This is a genomic window from Pseudoalteromonas sp. 2CM41L (genome assembly GCF_023161905.1).
In the GTDB taxonomy this organism is placed as follows: domain Bacteria; phylum Pseudomonadota; class Gammaproteobacteria; order Enterobacterales; family Alteromonadaceae; genus Pseudoalteromonas; species Pseudoalteromonas atlantica.
In genome coordinates this window covers 1-18,826 of record NZ_JALNTN010000004.1, presented here as the reverse complement: position 1 = coordinate 18,826, position 18,826 = coordinate 1, and the positions used below count along the sequence as shown (strand labels likewise).

Here is an 18,826-nt window from a genome sequence, read left to right as displayed (position 1 = left end):
TTATTATCTGTAATTTATACTTACCTGATCAACGAATTAACGCCTAAACCTACAAACAAGGTAACGCTAACGCTTAGTAAGGTGCCTAGCATAACGTACTCGGTGAGCTTTTTATCTTTACTGGCACTTAAATCGCCAAACCTAAATACCGACTTGGCAGCTAGCAAAAAGCCAAGCCCAGCAAATTGATCAAGTAATATAAAGCTGAGCATAAGTACTCGCTCTATCATGCCAATGCTTTGTCCGGCCAACGGTAAGCTGCCCTCACTTGAAAAGTTAGCGGTGAGCCTTTCAAGCATCATTCTTATAAATACGGCACTTGGGCTTAATATAATTAAATATCCGCATACAACCCAAAGCACTTTAGGGTTTGTGGCAAGTGCGCTTACGTACGCGATTAAACTTTGGTTATCAGTTATATAAATACACAGCGCTATTATTACGGCTATATGCGCTATTTGGTCGAGTAAAAAGGGCACAACCCCTTTGTTAGAATACGACTTAGCAATATCTATTAGGTAGTGGCTAAGCATAATTGCAGCTGTTGAAAGTAACACGGTGCTTAGTTGTTGCCAGCCATAGCTATATTCCCAAAGCGCTAAAATAACGGCGCTAACCACACCGTGTACTAATACATGCAGGTAGAGCTTTTTAGCTTTAAAGTGGTGGGTGTTTCTATCGTTTACCCAGCTCATTGGTTGTAAAAAAAAGTCACTGACTAGGTGGCCTATAATTAATGCCGCTAATAATAACGAAAACCCCATTACTCACTTCCTTTTGCAATCGTTGTTATGACCTGTTTAGCGTGTACTATAAATCGCTCTATTAGCTGATAATTTGCTAAGTTAAGCAATTTAGTGACATTTTCGCGACTGGTGTTAAGCTCTTTTGCCAGTGCTGCATGGCTGTTATCGGCCTGGGTTAAATACACGTAAAGCGCATTGGCTTGTTTTTGCGTTATTTTGCTAAGCAAGGTATCAACAAAGGCAAGGTTAAGACTAAAGCCTTCATCTAGGGTGTGCTTTGCTATCTGTAAGGTAAAGCGCTGATTGGCTATTTTATCAAGGCCTTGCCCTGAGAGCACAAAGGCCGAGCCGGTGGCTGTTTTTATATCGCTGCGTGGGTTGTCTACCTCACCTAAGGCCATACTTTGGCGTAGCTCGTAACCTGCCGACTTTAAATGCAAATAAATGATAATAGCGGTTTTAATTAACTGCTCGCTTTGATTTATTTGCAACTGAAAAGCATCACCTCGGTATATGGTCCACAGTGAGGTATTATTACTAATTGCACGCAAACTTTGCTCTAGCTGATAAAGCATGGCATCGTATTGCTGCTTAGGTATTTTTTGCGATTTAATTATATCGCCGCTGATCACACCAATCATAAAAATCCAAAAAGTAACTTAATGCAGTTACATAGAATCAGGTAACCAAATTTGGTTACATTTAGTTAAGTAACCAATTTAGGTTACTTAAAACAAAATTGCAAGGTTCACTCGTTAATGGCGTTTTATTTCAGCTGCGCTGAGTTGTGAGCACTTAAGGAAACAAATGACTTTACAAAACGATCAGCAAATCAGTAAGCCACGTGTAGGTATTTTTGTTGATGTACAAAACATTTATTACACGTGCCGCGAAAGTTACCGTAAAAACTTTGATTACAATGCATTTTGGGCGCACATGAAGCAGCAGTATTCTATAGATTGTGCATTTGCGTATGCCATTCACCGCGGTGATGAAAAACAAAACCAGTTTCAAAATATTTTGCGTGCTATTGGCTTTGAGGTAAAACTAAAGCCGTTTATTCAGCGCCGCGACGGCAGCGCAAAAGGGGATTGGGATGTAGGCATAACGATAGATATGCTAGAGCAAGGCAAAAACCTCGATAAAGTCATTTTGCTCTCTGGTGATGGCGACTTTGCGTTATTGCTAGGGCATTTAAAAAATCAATACAATGTACCGTGCGATGTGTACGGCGCCGATAAGTTAACCGCAGAGGTGCTTAAGCAAAGTGCAGAACAGTTTCATTTAATTGATGATAGCTTGCTACTCTAAAGCATAAAATATAGCGGCTAAGTGCCTGCAACATGAGAGTTTTTAATAAAGAGCCTATATAGCTAATTATAGGCTTTTTTTATTGCGGTAATAAATTGGGTTTACTCAGCGGTTATGGTAATTTTACGCCATACCATGTTATTGAGGACTCACATGCTTTATTACAGCGACATGCCATTAGACCGCGGGTCTAATTTTCGTAAAAACGCGGCGTGGTTAAACGCACAAATGTCGGCACAAAGTAAGTGGCTTTTGGTGAATAATAACCACACTTTGTTTTATAAAGACGCAGCTCAAGTGTGCTACTTAACGTATCAGCAAATTGCCCATTTAGATTTATCAAACGCTATTTATTTAGGCTCAAATACTGAGCAACAGGGTGTGTTTGCGTTAGATGTTTCAGCCATACACGATGACGAACTCAAGTGCGTTATAGGCGACGCACAGTTTTTTGATATACGCCAATATGGCCCTCACGTTGATATACAAGATGGCTCTATAGCCGCACTTGCACGTGGTTTATGTTATTGGCATGCAACGCATAGTTTTTGCGGGCGTTGTGGCAGTAAAAATACATTAGTAGAAGCAGGACATTCACGCCTATGTGAAAACGAGCACTGCAAGCACCCTACATTTCCACGCACTGACCCTGCAGTAATTATGGTGGTTACTAAAGTATTTGAAGATGGAATAGAGCGTTGTTTATTGGGTCGCCAAGCAATATGGCAACAAGGTATGTATTCGTCATTGGCAGGCTTTGTAGATCCAGGTGAAACACTAGAGCAAGCTGTAGCGCGCGAAGTTAAAGAAGAAGCAGGCATTGACGTTGATAATGTACGTTATATTGCCTCGCAACCTTGGCCATTTCCTTCCTCTATTATGTTGGGTTTTATTGCTCAGGCTAAAACTGAGCAAATAAACGTAGATAAAGACGAATTAGACGATGCCAAATGGTTTACGCGCGAAGAAGTTAAGGCGTTTGGCAATATGGGCGATGAAGGCGATCATTATAAACTCCCTCGGGTCGATTCAATTTCGCGTTTTTTAATTGAACAATGGCTTTCAAATAAGGCTTAAGGATTGGTAATGGCGACAAGCAAAAATAAAAATACCCAGTTAGTATCAACGGGGCGTAAAAAAGTCTACACCCATGGTGTGGTAAATCCCGTAGTACAGCGCGCTTCTACAATTGTATTTGACAGCGTGGCCGAATTAAAAGAAGCCGCTAAAACCCGCGGAGATAAAACATTATTTTATGGCCGCCGTGGCACAACTACACATTTTGCACTGCAAGAAGCGATAACCGAGCTTGAAGGCGGCGAAGGCTGCGCACTTTACCCATGCGGCGCTGCGGCAATAAGCCAAGCGTTATTGTCGTTTGTAAAAGCGGGCGATCATATTTTAATGGTTGATAACGTGTATGAACCTACGCGTGATTTTTGCGATAAAATTTTAGCGGGGCTAGGTGTTACCACCACTTACTACCCACCTACAATTGGCGCAGGTATTGAGGCGTATATTCAGCCAAACACAAAAGTGCTGTTTTTAGAATCGCCTGGCTCTATAACCATGGAAATACAAGATGTACCTGCCATGGTTAAAGTAGCCAATGAGCATAATATTATGACCATGCTTGATAACACCTACGGCAATGGCTTGCATTACCGCCCACTTGAACACGGTGTAGATATTAGTATTCAAGCAGCAACTAAGTACATTGTTGGCCACTCTGATGTAATGATGGGTGTAGCAGTGGCAAATAAAAAGTACTGGCCAACCCTACGTGAGCAGTCGTACTTATTAGGGCAATGCACCAGCGCAGATGATGCCTATTTAGCGCTTAGAGGCTTACGTACTATGGCAGTGCGTTTAAATCAGCACGAAAAGGCGGCTATAGAGGTGGCAAAATGGCTTGAGCAACATGAGTTAGTTGATCATATTCGCCATCCTGCATTTGCAAGCTGCCCTGGGCATGAATTTTTTAAGCGCGACTTTGATGGCAGCAATGGATTGTTTTCATTTGTAATGAAAACCGGAAACCAAAAAGCCATTGATGCGTTTTTAGATAGCCTTGAGCACATTAAAATGGGCTTTTCGTGGGGCGGCTTTGAAAGTTTAGTTACCGCAAATTTGACCATGAAAGGTTTACGTTCGAACACCGGCTGGGATTTAGGCCCTGTTATTCGCTTGCATATTGGCCTTGAAGACATTGATGATTTAATTAATGACTTAAGCCAAGCACTTGAGGTATACCAACAGCATTTATAAAAATAGGCTAAATAAACAAAGTTTGGCCTGTTACATTTAAACGGTTTGTTACAAAGCTCACGTATGGTGAGCTTTTTTTTGCTGGTAATTCAAGGTGTTTACACTTACTGTTGTTACATTACGCTTTATTTTAAAGCATGAGCAACGTCATTAAGGAAAGCCAATGGCAACATCATCATTATTGAACATAGGGCGATTAACCCAAATAGCGGGTTTTGAGCTAGTACGTATGTTTTTAACCAAGCGCGGCTTAATTGCTATGGCCGCCTTTGCCCTTGTGTGGTTACTTATTTTACGCTACCCGATAGGCCAAGCCGTCAGCATTATTAGTGCCCCCAATTTTGAACAAATGGCACGCGATATTTCAGGCAGTATTGGTTTAAGTAAGTTGCTTGATTGGCCTGAGGCAGAATTTGCTATGTACTGGCTAGTCGCTTTGTATAGCTTTCCGCTGTTTGCTATTTTTATATCAAGCGATCAAACCGTTGGCGATAGAGCGCGCGGCACATTACGGTTTTTATCATTGCGCTCTACACGGTTTGAAATTTTATTTGGCCGTTTTTTAGGTCAGCTTGGCGTGTTAGCGTGTTTATTAGCTATTACCCTAGTGGCAACCCTTGGCGTACTTGGTTACAGAGAGCCTAGCCTATTAATGGGTGGGTTAAGCCGTGCGGTTTCTATATTTATAATAATGGTGGTGGTACTTAGCCCGTTTGTGGCATTAATGAGTTTGATTAACACGTTTGCTCGCTCGTCGCGTTTAGCCATTGTATTAGCCATTTTATATTTTGCTGGTGGCGGCATTATTGTGGGTATATTGGCGTGGCAAGTACCGGCTTTAAATGCGCTCGATTACCTTTTCCCAGGGGTTAATTCTGAACTTTTAGCTGGGCAAAACCTACCTTTATTGAGTGCCTTAGGTGTGCCGCTTATTCAAAGCGCTGTATTTATAGCGATTGCGCATCGAATATTTACAAGGAGTTCGCTATGAGCGTATTAATAAAAGCCAGCGGCTTGAGTAAATCGTATGGCGCAAAGCAAGCACTTAACAACGTAAGCTTTGAAATTCAAAAAGGCGCACCTGTGGCGTTAGTGGGCCCTAATGGCGCCGGTAAAACCACATTATTTAGTTTATTGTGCGGCTATATTAACCCAAGCCACGGTGAGCTCAGTATTTTAGGGCATAAGCCTGGTAGTGCCGCGTTGTTCAACCAAGTGAGTGCATTACCGCAAGATGCGCAGTTAGATCCGCGTTTTAATATAGATAAGCAACTGGCGTTTTATGGCAAGCTTCAAGGCATGGGTGCTAAACAAAGCCACAATGAAGCGCTGCGCGTACTTGATTTGGTTGGCTTAAAAGAAGTCGCTAAACAGCGTGCGGGCGATTTATCTCACGGTATGCGCAAACGGGTAACGATAGCGCAAGCGCTGATTGGCTCGCCGAAAATAGTGATGCTTGATGAAGCCACAGCAGGGCTTGACCCTATTCATGCCAGAGAGGTGCGAGAGCTGGTATCGAGCTTAAGCGATGAAGCCACCTTTATTTTAAGTTCGCACGATTTAACCGAGCTTGAGCGATTATGCTCCCAAGTGCTTCACCTAGATAAGGGCATTTTGAGCGAGCACCAAACAAAAGACAACAATACGCATACTCACTTTTATACCTTAATGCTCAACGAGGCGTATCAAAATGTGGAGCAGCAACTGCAGGCGTTAGCAGGTGTAAGCCGTGTGTATATGAGCCAACATAAAGAATACGTGATTGAGTACCAGCCAACCGGTGAGCCACTTGATATTGCTTTATTAAACTTTTGCCATCAACAAAACTGGCAATATAGGCAGTTAGTAAATGGTCACACCTTAGAAAATCAAATATTTACACAGGAGAAAGCATAATGGGACTACTCAGTGGTTTAATGGGGACTACTCAGTGGTTTAATGGGAAATGCAAGCGAAGTAGATGATTCTGATTTAGAAAAAGTACTTGCCAATACCCTAATAGATGGCGAACAAGTAGAAAAAGCCTATAAGGTGATTCGCGATATGTTTATTTTTACTAATAAGCGTTTAATTTTAATTGATAAGCAAGGTATGACCGGCTCTAAAATGGAAATGGTGAGTATTGCTTATTCTAAAATTACTAAGTTTAGTAAAGAAAGTGCAGGGCACTTTGATTTAGATGCCGAGCTTAAAATTTGGATTGGTTCAGACCCAACGCCTATTAGTAAAGAGTTTAAATCGGGCGATAATATTAACGAAGTTTATCGTGTAATAAGTCAGCATGCGCTTTAGTTTGCTGAACATGTTTTAAGTAGTTGTTGACTATATGTTGCAACTACTTTAAATTTACAGTTTCTTACACCTACTTACAATTAACTTAATAAATACAACTGCTTAATTAAGTTTTCATTCAGTTTCTCAGCGTTAGCATGTCCCCACTTTAGTCAATGAGCTAAAGCATAAAAAGCAATGCACAAAGGGAAGTCTTACAATGAAAAAATTAGCAGTTATTATTTCAAGCATTTTATTATCTAGCACTGCGGCTGCTGCAGACAGCTACAATTCAATCAGTAATTTAAGCTACAAAGATAGCGATAACAACGACACCGTTGCTGTAGACTCTATTTATTACCTATCTCCTAAAAAAACATTAGGTCCGTACGATCAGTTTGAGTACATTAATAAACAAACTAACGTTTACGGCGGTTATGCTGATGACGACTTTGGTGATGTTACTAACATTGGTGGCGAATACTTTATTAATGAATTTGTTGTTGGCGCATCTTACGAAAACCTTGACCCAGATTCGGGCTCTAACGGTGAGCTTTACAAGCTAACTGGTGGCTACTTCTTTAACCCTGATTTATTAGCAAAAGTAACGCTTGTTGAAAACAAAGACGGCGATGACTTTGCTTTGTTTGATTTAGCATACAATCACATGCTAAACAGCACAGACTACGTAGGTGTAACACTTACATCTGATGACGACTTTGATTACCGCGCTGTTGCAGCTAAGTACTTTATTGACTTACAGCAAGGTAACTTTTTAACGTTTGAAGGTAAATACGAGAGCATTGAAGATGCAGAAAACCAGTGGGTAGCAGAAACTAACTACTACTTCTCAAAAGCAACCTCGGTATTTGCTAACTACAACAAGCAAGATACATACAGCTTTGGTGCTCAGCACTTCATCAATAAAAACATTGGTCTTAAAGTAGGTTACGAGAACAATGCAGATGACTCTGATAACGATGCATACTTTGCAAACATGCGTTTTCAGTTTTAATTAAGCCCTGTACTTAATTAAAAGCATAAAAAGCCCGCTACTGTAGCGGGCTTTGTTGTTTTTAACTTAAATTAACTGTGGTAAAAGTTTTACCAGCCGCATTTACGGTCTTTGTTCTGCTCATCTAAATAGCGTTGCAGCGGTGCAAAGTAATCAAGCATAGCGGTTGCATCCATTTGCGGCTTGCCAGTGATGGTTTCAAGGGCTTCTTGCCATGGACGAGAAGAGCCCATTTCTAGCATTGCGTTTAGCTTATCTCCTGCTTCTTTTGAATTATAAATAGAGCAGCGGTGTATGGCTTTATCGTTACCGGCTATTTCACATAAGCTACGGTGAAATTCAAACTGTAAAATATGCGCTAAAAAGTAACGTGTATAAGGAGTGTTGCCTGGTACGTGGTATTTAGCACCTGGATCAAAGTCATCTTCGCTACGTGCAATAGGCGCTTTCACACCTTGGTATTTTTCACGTAGCTCCCACCACGCTTTATTATAATCTTGTGGCTTTACTTGGCCCGAAAATACCTGCCAGCGCCATTGATCAACCATTAAGCTAAAGGGCACAAAGGCGACTTTATCTAGCGCCATTTTCATTAGTAAGCCAATGTCTTTTGACTCATCAGGTACTTGCTCAAGTAAACCAATTTCTTTTAAGTAACCGGGTGTAACCGATAAAGCAATGGTGTCGCCAATGGCTTCGTGAAAACCATCGTTGGCACTTTCTTGATAAAATAAAGGTTGTTTATTATAAGCGCGCTGATAAAAGTTGTGGCCTAGCTCATGGTGAATAACAGAAAATTCTTCGCCTGTGCGTTGAATACACATTTTAATGCGTAAATCGTCTTTGCTATCTATATTCCAAGCAGAGGCATGACACTGTACGTCTCTGTCTTTTGGTTTTACAAATAACGAACGCTCGTAAAAAGTCTCTGGCAGTGGCTCAAACCCCATTGAGGTAAAAAAGGTTTCAGCACCTTTAACCATTTTTAGCTCGTCGTAATTATTTTTAGCTAAAAGCTCGGTAACATCGTAACCCGGATCGGCGTTTTCTGGCGCGACCACATCGTAAATGTTACCCCACGCTTGTGCCCACATGTTTCCTAATAAATGCGCAGGAATAGGCTCATCTTGGGCCACTTTGTCGGTGCCGTATTTTTCGCCTAATTTAGCGCGTACATGGCAATGCAGTGAGTTATAAAGTGGCTTTACTTGCCCCCAAATGCGGTCAAGCTCGGTTGTAAAGTCATCGGCTGGCATATCGTACTTACTACGCCACATTGCGCCGGTATCAGCATAACCTAGCTCTTTAGCCCCTTCGTTTGTTAGGGTTACTTGCTGCTCGTAAAGTGGGCGCATTGGCTTTGAAATTTGACGCCACCCTTGCCATAAATCAAGTAGCTCGTTGTAATCACGGCTGGTGGCCATTTTTGCGGTCATATCACCAAGGCTTAAACAGCTGCCATCATCTTTACAGTATTTACCTTTACCGTATAAACCCCCAAGCTCTGCCACAATAGTTGAAAGTTGGGCTGTTTTTTCGGCGTCCTGAGGAGCGGGTAAAGTAAGCGCAAGTTTAAGTTTATTAAGCTTGCGGCGTGCATCGTAATCAAGCGCTAAGTCGTCAAATTGGGCTGCCTGATTGGCTAAACGTACGACCGACTCGGTCATTTTACGATTAACCTCGGCAGATAACGCCGAGGTGTCGTGCGTTATAAAGTTTGCGTAAATCCACTCAGCGCGGCTCGACTCTAGGTAAAGCTCACTTAGTTCTTGCTCGGCTTTGGCAATAAATGCATTGGCATCTTGTTTTGTAAGGGGCTTCTTGGTCTGTGCTGAATCGGTAGTGTCTATGGCTATTTCCGCTTCGCAGGCGGTTAGCGCTAATGTACTTGCGACTATGAGGGCGCTCATACTTAATTTAAAGCGTGGCGTGTTCATTGTATTCCTTTGGTTTATTGTTATTAAGAAAGTGATAATAGCAGCGATGTTTAAAACAATAAAATTAATACGTTAAGGCGTGTGGTGCATCGCGCAATGATTGTATTTAAACTAAGATGGGTCATAATTAAGTTACTATTTTCATTCAATGTAAAAGGAATGTGCTCATGTCAGTATTTATAATATTGCTGGTCGTGGTGGTGGTTATTTTTGCAGTCAAAGATATTCGCCTCAACCTGATCAGCCGTCCTACGTTTAAAATGTTTAAAAAGGTACTTCCGCCGCTCTCGCAAACTGAGCGAGAGGCAATGGAAGCCGGCGATGTATGGTGGGATGGTGAGCTATTTAGTGGTAACCCAGATTGGCAAAAACTGCATAACTTTCCAAGGCCTGAGCTTAGCGATAAAGAAAATGACTTTATGGATAATCAGGTGAACACGCTACTGGCAATGCTAGATGATTACCAAATTGTACAAAAAGACAAAGACCTACCAAAAGAAGTCTGGGATTACTTAAAAACAGAGGGCTTTTTTGCGCTGATCATTCCTGAAAAATTTGGTGGACGTGAGTTCTCTGCCATTGCTAATTCAACCATAGTGTCAAAAATTGCCACAAAAAGCTTAACTGCGGCGGTTACTGTTATGGTGCCTAATAGCTTAGGCCCAGGCGAGCTGTTACTGCATTATGGCACAAAAGAGCAACAAGACCGTTGGCTACCAAGCCTTGCAAGTGGTAAAGATGTGCCGTGTTTTGCACTTACCGGCCCAGAAGCTGGCTCTGATGCGGGCAGTATTCCCGACTCTGGCGTAGTGTGTAAAGGGCAGCATAATGGTGAAGAAGTTATAGGCCTGCGTTTAAATTGGTCTAAGCGTTATATTACGCTCGCGCCAGTTGCAACTGTACTTGGCCTTGCCTTTAAAATGTATGACCCAGATGGGTTATTAGGCGATGAAAAAGAGCTAGGTATTACCTGTGCGCTAATTCCTACAGATCACGAAGGGGTAGAAACGGGTGAGCGCCATTATCCATTAAACATGGCATTTATGAACGGGACTACCTACGGTAAAGATGTTTTTATTCCGCTAGAGTGGATTATTGGTGGTGAGCAGGGCGCAGGACGAGGCTGGCGCATGTTGGTTGAGTGTTTAAGTGCTGGGCGCGGTATTTCTTTACCTGCACTAAGCACCGCAACAGGACATTTAGCCTCTAAAATGACTTCTGCTTACTCTGTGGTACGCCAACAGTTTGGTGTATCAATCGGCCAATTTGAAGGTGTACAAGAAGCCTTAGCGCGTATTGGCGGGTTAACGTATACATTAGAGTCTGCGCGTTTAATGACCGCAGGCGCAATAGATTTAAAACTGAGCCCATCGGTTGTTACCGCCATTGCAAAATACCATATGACCGAAATGGGGCGTACGGTAATGAACGATGCAATGGACATTCATTCTGGTAAAGGTATTCAAGTTGGGCCTAATAACTATTTAGCCCATGGTTATATGGGGATCCCGGTATCGATTACCGTTGAAGGGGCAAACATTTTAACCCGCAACTTAATGATTTTTGGCCAAGGTGCCACCCGTTGTCATCCGTTTGTGTTAAAGGAAATGGAAGCTGCCGCAATGGAAGACGATGATGCAGCACTTGATCAATTTGATAGTTTATTGATGAAGCACATTTTATTTGCTGCCAGTAATGCCGGCATGGCTTTTGTGCATGGTCTTACGCGAAGCTGTTTGGCAAAAGCGCCCGTGTGCGGTGCAACCGCTGTGTATTACAAACAGCTAAGCAGAATGAGCCGAGGGCTTGCTTTTACTACAGATGTAGCCATGTTGGTACTTGGTGGCGAGCTAAAGCGTAAAGAGATGATTTCGGCGCGTTTAGGTGATGTGCTTAGCCATTTATATTTAGCGTCTACTGTATTAAAGCGCTTTGAAGATGAAGGGCGCCAACAGGCTGATTTACCTTTTGTGAAATACGCTATTGAAAATTCTCTTTATGAGATAGGCCAAGCGTTTGACGGTTTTTTCAAAAACTTTTCAAATCCGGTGGTTAACTTTTTACTTAAACGCATTGTGTTTCCGCTGGGGAATCACTACCACAAGCCAAGTGATGAAACAGCCCAAAGTATTTGCGAGCATATGACGCAACCTGGGGTGTTTAGAAACCGTTTAACGCACTTATGTTATGTAGATGAAAATGCGGGCACAGGCGTGATGGAAAATGCATTTTTAGCTATGCACGATATGCAAACACAGTTTAAAGAATTAAAACACTGGCAACGCAGTGGTAAGGTCCCTGCAACACTCGACATAGAAGGCGCAATAAATTACGCACTAGAGAATGAGCTCCTTGCGCAAGCAGATGCCGATGCAATGCACCATACCAATAAACTAAGAAAACAAGCAATTGCCGTTGATAACTTTAAACCCGGTGAATTATAACGCTTAAGATAAGCGCTAAACGCAAAAAGGCCTTACATGTGTAAGGCCTTTTTTGTGGTGTATAAGTTAGCGTGCGTAAGGGTCTGCAACTATTTTATCGATATACCATTTCCCTTTTTTACGAAGCATTTTAACGCTGCGCATATCATCGACTTTATCGCCATTAAAGTAGCCTGTAAAAATGAGGTTTATTTTGGCGTTATCGCCATATTGTTCGCGTACGCTCATGTTGGTCATATCGACTTCAATTACTACTTCATCGTATTGCAGGTTTACTAAGTTTCGGGCAAATTGCTTAGCGGTGCCATAGGATTTCATAATTCGGCTGAGGTTAGGGGTGGCCATTGTACTGGCTTTTTGTAAATCTTTTTGATTATACAATGCATCAAAGTAAGCGGTGGCTGTATCGCCCGGTGAGTCGCCCAGCGTTTGTACGCTATCGCCACAGGCGGCTAAAAATAAGCATACGATAAAACTTAAATAAGCTGTTATTTTTTTCATGTTGAATGTTTTTAATTAGTTTTTTTAAAGTGTGTGGTTAATTAAACAAGATGTAAAGCAGCACTGAGGAATAAATAGAAAATTGAATCATAAATAATAAAAAAGGATGCCATAAGCATCCTTTTAAGTATCTCAAGGAGAGAAGTTTACTGTACTAATTCTTGCTCGCTAAATTCTTCAGCAAACATTGGGCTAGACAGGTAACGCTCTGTGGCACTTGGTAAAATCACCACAATATTTTTATCAGCGTTTTCTGGCTTTTCAGCAAGGCGTTTAGCGGCAACAACAGCTGCGCCTGATGAAATACCCACTAAAATACCTTCTTTTTTCATTAGCTCATGAGCCATTGCAATAGCATCTTCGTTTGATACTTGCTCAGCACCATCAATCACACTTAAATCAAGGTTTCCAGGGATAAAGCCTGCGCCAATACCTTGAATTTTATGTGGTCCTGGTTTTACTTCTTCGCCTGCAAGCGTTTGGCTAATAACAGGTGAGTTAGTTGGCTCAACTGCAATCGCTTTAACATCTAGGCCTTTTTCGTTTTTAAGGTAACGGCTAACACCTGTAATAGTACCGCCAGTGCCTACGCCTGCTACAAAAAAGTCTACTTTACCATCAAGCGCTTCAAAAATTTCTGGGCCGGTTGTTTCAAAGTGAATTTTAGGGTTAGCTGGGTTTTCAAACTGTTGTAATAAAATGTATTTTTCTGGATCTGTTGCTTGAATTTCTTTTGCTTTTTCAATTGCGCCATTCATACCTTTAGCGCCATCTGTAAGCACTAAGTTAGCGCCTAATGCTTTTAATAGTTTGCGGCGCTCTAGGCTCATTGTATTTGGCATGGTAAGTGTTAATTTGTAACCACGTGCTGCTGCAACAAATGCAAGGGCAATACCTGTATTACCCGATGTAGGTTCAATTAGTTCTTTACCTTCAACAAGCTGACCTGATTTTTCAGCTTCCCAAATCATTGATGCACCAATACGACATTTAATACTAAAGCTAGGATTACGCGATTCTACTTTAGCGTAAACGTTTCCGCCTGTTACGCGATTAAGTTTTACCAGTGGTGTATTACCAATGCTTAGTGAGTTATCTTCAAAAATAGTAGACATAATGTTCCTTTGGATACAATCTGATCAATGTGTTAATAGCCTTTGCTATTAACTATATAAATACACTTTACTGCGAGTTTAAAAAAACTAAAGTAAAGTTTGGCTATAACATATATCTATTGGGCTTATAACCAGCCGAAATAAAAATTAGTTATTATTGTTGCTTTAGTTATTAAAGATGCGGGCTCATTTTTAAATTTAAAGAGTAAATTTCGCCACGTAGTTAAAAAATGCTCAGAGTAGGCTAATTATTGCGATGTTTTTGTGTGTTATTTGCGCACATGAATATAACTTGAATACTTTTATCACACAATGCGCCTAAAACATGTTAAAAACACTCTATCTATATTCAACTAAGCAATCACAATGAAGTTAATCTTAAAATTAATTGCCGGTATTGTGGCCGGTATTTTGGTCGGACTTTATGTTCCTCTCACAGGTGTTGAGCTTTTATTTACTGTTAAAGAACTTATTGGCCAACTCATTTCTTTTACCATTCCATTAATTATTTTATTTTTTATTGCTTCTGGCATTGCGGGCTTGCCTAAAGGGTCTGGCCATTTATTAGGTAAAACCGTTGGCTTTGCTTATAGCTCTACAGTAATTGCAGGTACGCTTGCCTTTTTACTAGTAAGTGCGGTTATTCCACTGCTAAGTGGCAATATTACGTTTGAAGCCGAAGTTGCCACTGAAATTGGCAGTTTTATTGATTTAGAAATTCCACCGCTGATGGGTGTAATGACAGCGCTTGTGACTGCATTTGTGTTTGGTATTGGCATGAGCCAACTTGAATTAGAAACACTTAAAAAAGTGTCTGATCAGGGTCGCGATGTAATCGATGCTTTATTATCTAAAGTAATTATTCCGGCATTACCATTTTACATTGCGGGTGTATTTGCAGAAATGACCGTAGCAGGGACCGTGGTCGATACACTGCAAACCTTTGGTGTTGTGCTTATTGCTGCACTTGTTATGCATTGGCTGTGGCTAACCGTATTATATGTTTCTACGGGGATATTACTTAAACGTAACCCGTTGGAGCTCGTTAAAAATATGCTTCCTGCTTACTTTACAGCACTGGGGACAATGTCGAGCGCGGCAACCATTCCGGTGTCTTTGCAATCAAGCAAAGCAAATAACGTAAAAGAAGATGTAGCAAACTTTACAGTGCCACTGTGCGCTACTATCCATTTATCGGGTTCTACCATTACGATTGTGACGTGTGCAATGGCCGTTATGTTTTTATCGCCAAGCATGGAAGTACCTTCTTTAATGGGGATGCTGCCGTTTATTATGATGTTAGGGGTAGTAATGATTGCAGCGCCAGGTGCACCTGGTGGAGCAGTAATGTCGGCGCTCGGTTTATTAACTAGTATGCTTGGCTTTAACGAAGGCGCTGTGGCACTTATGATTGCACTTTACCTTGCGCAAGATAGCTTTGGTACTGCGTGTAATGTAACAGGCGATGGTATTATTGCCCTATGGGTAGACCGTTTTAGCGAAAAAGCAGCGTCATAAAAAACTAAAGTACTGGTTTTTAGCAGTAGTAAAATAATGCTAAAAGATGAGTACACCTAAAGCGAAGCAATAATATTAGTTATTGTTTCGCTTTAACTGTGGTAATGTGGCAAATTAGATTGTTTGTTGCGTATTGTTAGGTTAATGAGGGTATTACATTGATTAATGTGCTTTTAGTTGATGACCATGAGCTGGTACGAACTGGTATAAAACGTATATTAGATGATGTACGTGGTTTTAAAGTGGTAGGCGAAGCTAAAGATGGAGAGGCTGCGGTACAGTTTTGTCGCCAGCACGCACCTAATATTGTATTAATGGATATGAACATGCCTGGCATGGGTGGCTTAGAGGCCACTAAAAAGATTTGTCGCTATTGCCCAGATGTAAAAATTATTGTGCTTACGGTTAATTGCGAAGACCCGTTTCCATCAAAAGTGATGCAAATTGGCGCGCATGGCTTTTTAACCAAAGGTGCAGGCTCTGATGAAATGGTTCGTGCTATACGTTCTGTTCATGCAGGTCAGCGTTATATCGCCCCAGAAATTGCACAACAAATAGCCCTTGCACAAGTAACAGGGCGTACCGATGAAAACCCTTTTCAAAGCTTATCTGAGCGCGAGCTACAAATTATGCTAATGATCACCAAAGGTGAAAAAGCTCAAGATATTGCAGAGCGCTTAAATTTAAGCTCAAAAACAGTGAACAGCTACCGTTACCGTATGTTTGAAAAATTAAACGTAGGGGGCGACGTTGAGCTTACTCATTTGGCTATTCGCCATAAAATGATTGATATAGACGTATCTCATTAATTTTTTAATTTATGTCTGAATTCGATCACGCCCAATTTTTAAAAACGCTATCAAGTGAACCGGGTGTATACCGTATGCTTGATAGTGAACAACAAGTTATTTATGTCGGTAAAGCTAAAAACTTAAAAAAACGAGTAAGTAGCTACTTTAGATCTAATCTAACCGACAGTAAAACCCGTGTGTTAGTGAGTAATATTTGCGATATTGAAGTTACGCTCACAAACACCGAAACCGAAGCCCTGCTGCTTGAAAACAACCTTATAAAAAAATATCAGCCGCGTTATAACATTTTATTACGTGATGATAAGTCATACCCCTATATATTACTTACCAGTCATAAACATCCGCGTTTAGCCTTTCATAGAGGCAGTCGCAAGGTAAAAGGCGAGTACTTTGGGCCTTTCCCAAGTGCTGGCGCAGTGTCGGAAAGTTTGCGTTTAATGCAAAAAATATTTCCTGTACGTCAGTGCGAAGATGCCTATTACCGTGCCAGAAGCCGCCCGTGTTTACAGTATCAGCTAAAGCGCTGCTCAGCACCGTGTGTTAATAAAGTGACAGAGCAAGAGTACGGCGAACAAGTTGATTATGTACGTAAGTTTTTAACAGGTAAGTCGCACGAAGTAATAGCCGATTTAATAAAAAAAATGGAAGCGGCGAGTAAAGACCTTAACTTTGAGCTCGCAGCTAAAGTGCGTGACCAAATTATGCTACTGCGCAAAATGCAGGAGCAGCAGTCTATTTCAGGTAATTTTGCTGAAATGGATGTGGTAGGTTTTGCGCACTTAAATGGATTAAATGGGATTCATTTATTAATGATCCGCGATCATAAAGTGCTAGGCAGTAAAACCTATTTTCCAAAAGTACCTAAAGATTCGGGGCAAGAGGAAATACTCACTTCGTTTTTAGGGCAATATTATTTAGCGCCTGGTGCGACAGGGCGCATAGCAAAAGAAATTATTTTACCGTTCGAGATTGAAGAAAGTAGCGCATTGAGTGAAGCGCTTACGCAAATTAGTGAGCGCAAAGTATCGCTTAAAGTGGTCACCCGCGGAGAGCGAGCACAATACCTTCAGCTTGCTAATAAAAACGCATTAAACAGCATCACCGTTAAACAAAGTACGCAAGACTCTATAAACAAACGTTATGCACAATTAAAAGCGACCCTGGGCTTAGATGATATAAACAGAATGGAATGTTTTGATATCAGCCATACCATGGGGGAGAACACAGTAGCCAGTTGTGTTGTATTTGATTCGCAAGGGCCGAATAACAAAGAGTACAGGCGCTACAACGTAACGGGTATAACCGGCGGTGATGATTACGCGGCAATGGAGTTTGCACTGAACAAACGCTACAACAAAGTGGTAGATGAAGACAAAATTCCTGACGTTATATTCATTGACGGTGGTAAAGGGCAACTAGGCCGTGCAGAGCAGTATTTTGCCACGTGGCCACATGCTAAAATGCCGCTGTTAGTAGGTGTAGCAAAAGGCACAAGCAGAAAGCCAGGCCTTGAAACCTTATTAATTGATGGCGGGCGAAAAACGATTCCTATGGATTCGGATGCGCCAGCACTTCATTTAATCCAGCATATTCGCGATGAGTCGCACCGATTTGCTATTGCAGGGCACCGTAATAAGCGCCAAAAACAGCGCACGCAATCATTATTAGAAGAGATCAACGGAGTAGGTTCTAAGCGCCGCCAAACATTATTAAAATATTTAGGGGGCATGCAAGGGGTAAAAGCTGCTAATATAGAACAGTTAAAGAAAGTTCCTGGGATCAGTCCTGACATGGCTGAGAAGATATTTAACCATTTGCATGACAAGGGCTAGCCCTTCATGCGAATATAGAAAAAAAGACATATCCAAGTAGTTATGTGGAATATTCCAAACACACTCACAACCTTTAGACTTTTTCTTATCCCCATATTTTTGGTGATATTTTACTTGCCTTATAGCTGGGCGTTTTTTGCTGCCGCTTTTATTTTTTGGCTTGCATCAATCACCGATATACTTGATGGCTATTTAGCACGAAAGCTAGAGCAATCTACGCCTTTTGGTGCGTTTTTAGACCCTGTAGCCGATAAGGTTATGGTGTGTGCTGCACTTGTTGCGCTCTCTGATCATTATCAGTCTATGTATATGACGATTCCGGCCCTTATTATTATTAGCCGTGAAATAGTGATATCTGCATTACGTGAGTGGATGGCCGAACAAGGCAAACGTGGAAACGTTGCAGTATCAAATATGGGCAAAATAAAAACCGCGGCGCAAATGCTGGCGATTATTGGCCTAATTTGGCAATACGATACGTGGATGATCTATTTAAGTTTTGCTTTATTGTATATAGCCACCTATTTAACACTGAGCTCTATGGTGCAATATTTAATGGCTGCATGGAGTGAATTGACCAAAAATTGATTGCAAACGTCTAATAACGCACCGTTTTAGATAAAAAATAATCAAACAGTTCAAAAGTGGCATTTTTTGTGTTGACGCGTTTAATAATCTCTGTAGAATGCGTCCGTGTTGAGAGGGCATAGCCCCTAAGATAAAGAAAACCAAAGTTACTTAGTTAACAGCGTAAACATCGCAAGATGTTGAATAACGCAGATAATTAAATAATAATGCGGCACTAGCTCAGTTGGTAGAGCGCGACCTTGCCAAGGTCGAGGTCACGAGTTCGAGCCTCGTGTGCCGCTCCAAGTTTTCATTAGGTTGTCCAACGGTTTGGCGGAATGGCAGAGTGGCCATGCAGCGGATTGCAAATCCGTCCACCTCGGTTCGACTCCGGGTTCCGCCTCCATTCAACACTCCACATGCTTTAAATAGCAAACTCGATGCCCGAGTGGTGGAATTGGTAGACACAAGGGATTTAAAATCCCTCGA

The 18,826-nt window shown here is 41.5% G+C and carries 16 protein-coding genes, 2 tRNA genes and 1 pseudogene; 14 read left to right on the top strand and 5 right to left on the bottom strand.

Annotated features, from left to right (window positions below; genetic code table 11):
- Positions 1-20: 20 nt before the first annotated feature.
- Both MTF64_RS06885 and MTF64_RS06880 read right to left on the bottom strand, forming a co-directional pair.
- Positions 21-764, bottom strand: coding sequence for a DUF3307 domain-containing protein (locus tag MTF64_RS06885; protein ID WP_248450984.1), 744 nt, complete (start codon positions 762-764; stop codon positions 21-23).
- Positions 764-1,387, bottom strand: coding sequence for a hypothetical protein (locus MTF64_RS06880; RefSeq protein ID WP_064386445.1), 624 nt, complete (start codon positions 1,385-1,387; stop codon positions 764-766). The genes MTF64_RS06885 and MTF64_RS06880 overlap by 1 nt, the downstream gene beginning before the upstream one ends.
- 166 nt (positions 1,388-1,553) lie before the next feature.
- Here MTF64_RS06880 and MTF64_RS06875 point away from each other — a divergent pair, with 166 nt between their 5' ends.
- The 7 genes and pseudogenes from MTF64_RS06875 (at position 1,554) to MTF64_RS06845 (ending at position 7,611) form a co-directional block, all read left to right on the top strand.
- Positions 1,554-2,057 carry an NYN domain-containing protein gene (locus MTF64_RS06875; RefSeq protein ID WP_004589523.1) on the top strand — a complete coding sequence of 168 codons (504 nt, stop codon included), beginning with the start codon at positions 1,554-1,556 and terminating at the stop codon, positions 2,055-2,057.
- Positions 2,058-2,210: 153 nt separating this feature from the next.
- Positions 2,211-3,134 carry an NAD(+) diphosphatase gene (nudC, locus tag MTF64_RS06870; protein ID WP_029771750.1) on the top strand — a complete coding sequence of 308 codons (924 nt, stop codon included), beginning with the start codon at positions 2,211-2,213 and terminating at the stop codon, positions 3,132-3,134.
- 9 nt (positions 3,135-3,143) lie between these two features.
- Entirely contained in the window at positions 3,144-4,325 is a 1,182-nt protein-coding gene (locus tag MTF64_RS06865) for a cystathionine beta-lyase (RefSeq protein WP_055255250.1), read from the top strand.
- A gap of 163 nt (positions 4,326-4,488) precedes the next feature.
- The gene (locus tag MTF64_RS06860; RefSeq protein WP_248450983.1) at positions 4,489-5,316 is read left to right on the top strand and encodes an ABC transporter permease subunit; all 828 of its coding nucleotides are present in this window, start codon (positions 4,489-4,491) and stop codon (positions 5,314-5,316) included.
- Positions 5,313-6,221: an ABC transporter ATP-binding protein gene (locus MTF64_RS06855; RefSeq protein WP_024033654.1), complete on the top strand. Its 909-nt coding sequence runs from the start codon at positions 5,313-5,315 to the stop codon at positions 6,219-6,221. Before MTF64_RS06860 ends, MTF64_RS06855 begins: the two co-directional genes overlap by 4 nt.
- Before the next feature lie 24 nt (positions 6,222-6,245).
- A pseudogene (locus tag MTF64_RS06850) lies at positions 6,246-6,617 on the top strand (PH domain-containing protein); the annotation flags it as partial.
- Between the two features lie 199 nt (positions 6,618-6,816).
- Complete coding sequence (locus MTF64_RS06845; protein WP_004589517.1) at positions 6,817-7,611, top strand: putative porin; 795 nt, start codon at positions 6,817-6,819, stop codon at positions 7,609-7,611.
- Positions 7,612-7,700: 89 nt separating this feature from the next.
- Here the strand turns inward: MTF64_RS06845 and MTF64_RS06840 are convergent, their stop codons facing one another.
- The gene (locus MTF64_RS06840; RefSeq protein WP_248450981.1) at positions 7,701-9,548 is read right to left on the bottom strand and encodes a M2 family metallopeptidase; all 1,848 of its coding nucleotides are present in this window, start codon (positions 9,546-9,548) and stop codon (positions 7,701-7,703) included.
- A gap of 167 nt (positions 9,549-9,715) precedes the next feature.
- On the opposite strand from MTF64_RS06840, the gene MTF64_RS06835 reads away from it, so the two are divergent.
- Complete coding sequence (locus tag MTF64_RS06835; protein WP_248450980.1) at positions 9,716-11,992, top strand: acyl-CoA dehydrogenase; 2,277 nt, start codon at positions 9,716-9,718, stop codon at positions 11,990-11,992.
- A 66-nt stretch (positions 11,993-12,058) separates the two neighbouring features.
- Here MTF64_RS06835 and MTF64_RS06830 read toward each other — a convergent pair whose 3' ends face one another.
- Complete coding sequence (locus MTF64_RS06830; RefSeq protein ID WP_029773124.1) at positions 12,059-12,493, bottom strand: hypothetical protein; 435 nt, start codon at positions 12,491-12,493, stop codon at positions 12,059-12,061.
- 146 nt (positions 12,494-12,639) lie between these two features.
- Positions 12,640-13,608 carry a cysteine synthase A gene (gene cysK, locus MTF64_RS06825; RefSeq protein WP_004589513.1) on the bottom strand — a complete coding sequence of 323 codons (969 nt, stop codon included), beginning with the start codon at positions 13,606-13,608 and terminating at the stop codon, positions 12,640-12,642.
- A 366-nt stretch (positions 13,609-13,974) separates the two neighbouring features.
- Here cysK and MTF64_RS06820 point away from each other — a divergent pair, with 366 nt between their 5' ends.
- The 6 genes from MTF64_RS06820 to MTF64_RS06795 all read left to right on the top strand — a co-directional run bounded on the left by MTF64_RS06820 (position 13,975) and on the right by MTF64_RS06795 (position 18,743).
- Positions 13,975-15,126 carry a dicarboxylate/amino acid:cation symporter gene (locus MTF64_RS06820; RefSeq protein ID WP_024033649.1) on the top strand — a complete coding sequence of 384 codons (1,152 nt, stop codon included), beginning with the start codon at positions 13,975-13,977 and terminating at the stop codon, positions 15,124-15,126.
- Between the two features lie 158 nt (positions 15,127-15,284).
- On the top strand, positions 15,285-15,935 hold the full coding sequence (gene uvrY, locus MTF64_RS06815; protein ID WP_004589511.1) for a UvrY/SirA/GacA family response regulator transcription factor: 651 nt from the start codon (positions 15,285-15,287) through the stop codon (positions 15,933-15,935).
- An 11-nt stretch (positions 15,936-15,946) separates the two neighbouring features.
- Positions 15,947-17,770 carry an excinuclease ABC subunit UvrC gene (uvrC, locus tag MTF64_RS06810; protein ID WP_004589510.1) on the top strand — a complete coding sequence of 608 codons (1,824 nt, stop codon included), beginning with the start codon at positions 15,947-15,949 and terminating at the stop codon, positions 17,768-17,770.
- 42 nt (positions 17,771-17,812) lie between these two features.
- Positions 17,813-18,358: a CDP-diacylglycerol--glycerol-3-phosphate 3-phosphatidyltransferase gene (gene pgsA, locus MTF64_RS06805; RefSeq protein ID WP_024033647.1), complete on the top strand. Its 546-nt coding sequence runs from the start codon at positions 17,813-17,815 to the stop codon at positions 18,356-18,358.
- Between the two features lie 208 nt (positions 18,359-18,566).
- Positions 18,567-18,642: transfer RNA gene (locus tag MTF64_RS06800), tRNA-Gly, on the top strand.
- Positions 18,643-18,669: 27 nt separating this feature from the next.
- A tRNA-Cys gene (locus tag MTF64_RS06795) sits at positions 18,670-18,743 on the top strand.
- The last annotated feature ends 83 nt before the right edge of the window (positions 18,744-18,826 follow it).

Coding starts and splice junctions, on each gene's coding strand:
- nudC (WP_029771750.1), top strand. CDS start 2,211: ATGCTTTATTACAGCGACATGCCATTAGACCGCGGGTCTAATTTTCGT.
- MTF64_RS06835 (WP_248450980.1), top strand. CDS start 9,716: ATGTCAGTATTTATAATATTGCTGGTCGTGGTGGTGGTTATTTTTGCA.
- MTF64_RS06865 (WP_055255250.1), top strand. CDS start 3,144: ATGGCGACAAGCAAAAATAAAAATACCCAGTTAGTATCAACGGGGCGT.
- MTF64_RS06880 (WP_064386445.1), bottom strand. CDS start 1,387: ATGATTGGTGTGATCAGCGGCGATATAATTAAATCGCAAAAAATACCT.
- MTF64_RS06820 (WP_024033649.1), top strand. CDS start 13,975: ATGAAGTTAATCTTAAAATTAATTGCCGGTATTGTGGCCGGTATTTTG.
- cysK (WP_004589513.1), bottom strand. CDS start 13,608: ATGTCTACTATTTTTGAAGATAACTCACTAAGCATTGGTAATACACCA.
- MTF64_RS06830 (WP_029773124.1), bottom strand. CDS start 12,493: ATGAAAAAAATAACAGCTTATTTAAGTTTTATCGTATGCTTATTTTTA.
- uvrC (WP_004589510.1), top strand. CDS start 15,947: ATGTCTGAATTCGATCACGCCCAATTTTTAAAAACGCTATCAAGTGAA.
- MTF64_RS06875 (WP_004589523.1), top strand. CDS start 1,554: ATGACTTTACAAAACGATCAGCAAATCAGTAAGCCACGTGTAGGTATT.
- MTF64_RS06860 (WP_248450983.1), top strand. CDS start 4,489: ATGGCAACATCATCATTATTGAACATAGGGCGATTAACCCAAATAGCG.
- pgsA (WP_024033647.1), top strand. CDS start 17,813: ATGTGGAATATTCCAAACACACTCACAACCTTTAGACTTTTTCTTATC.
- MTF64_RS06885 (WP_248450984.1), bottom strand. CDS start 764: ATGGGGTTTTCGTTATTATTAGCGGCATTAATTATAGGCCACCTAGTC.
- MTF64_RS06845 (WP_004589517.1), top strand. CDS start 6,817: ATGAAAAAATTAGCAGTTATTATTTCAAGCATTTTATTATCTAGCACT.
- MTF64_RS06840 (WP_248450981.1), bottom strand. CDS start 9,548: ATGAACACGCCACGCTTTAAATTAAGTATGAGCGCCCTCATAGTCGCA.
- MTF64_RS06855 (WP_024033654.1), top strand. CDS start 5,313: ATGAGCGTATTAATAAAAGCCAGCGGCTTGAGTAAATCGTATGGCGCA.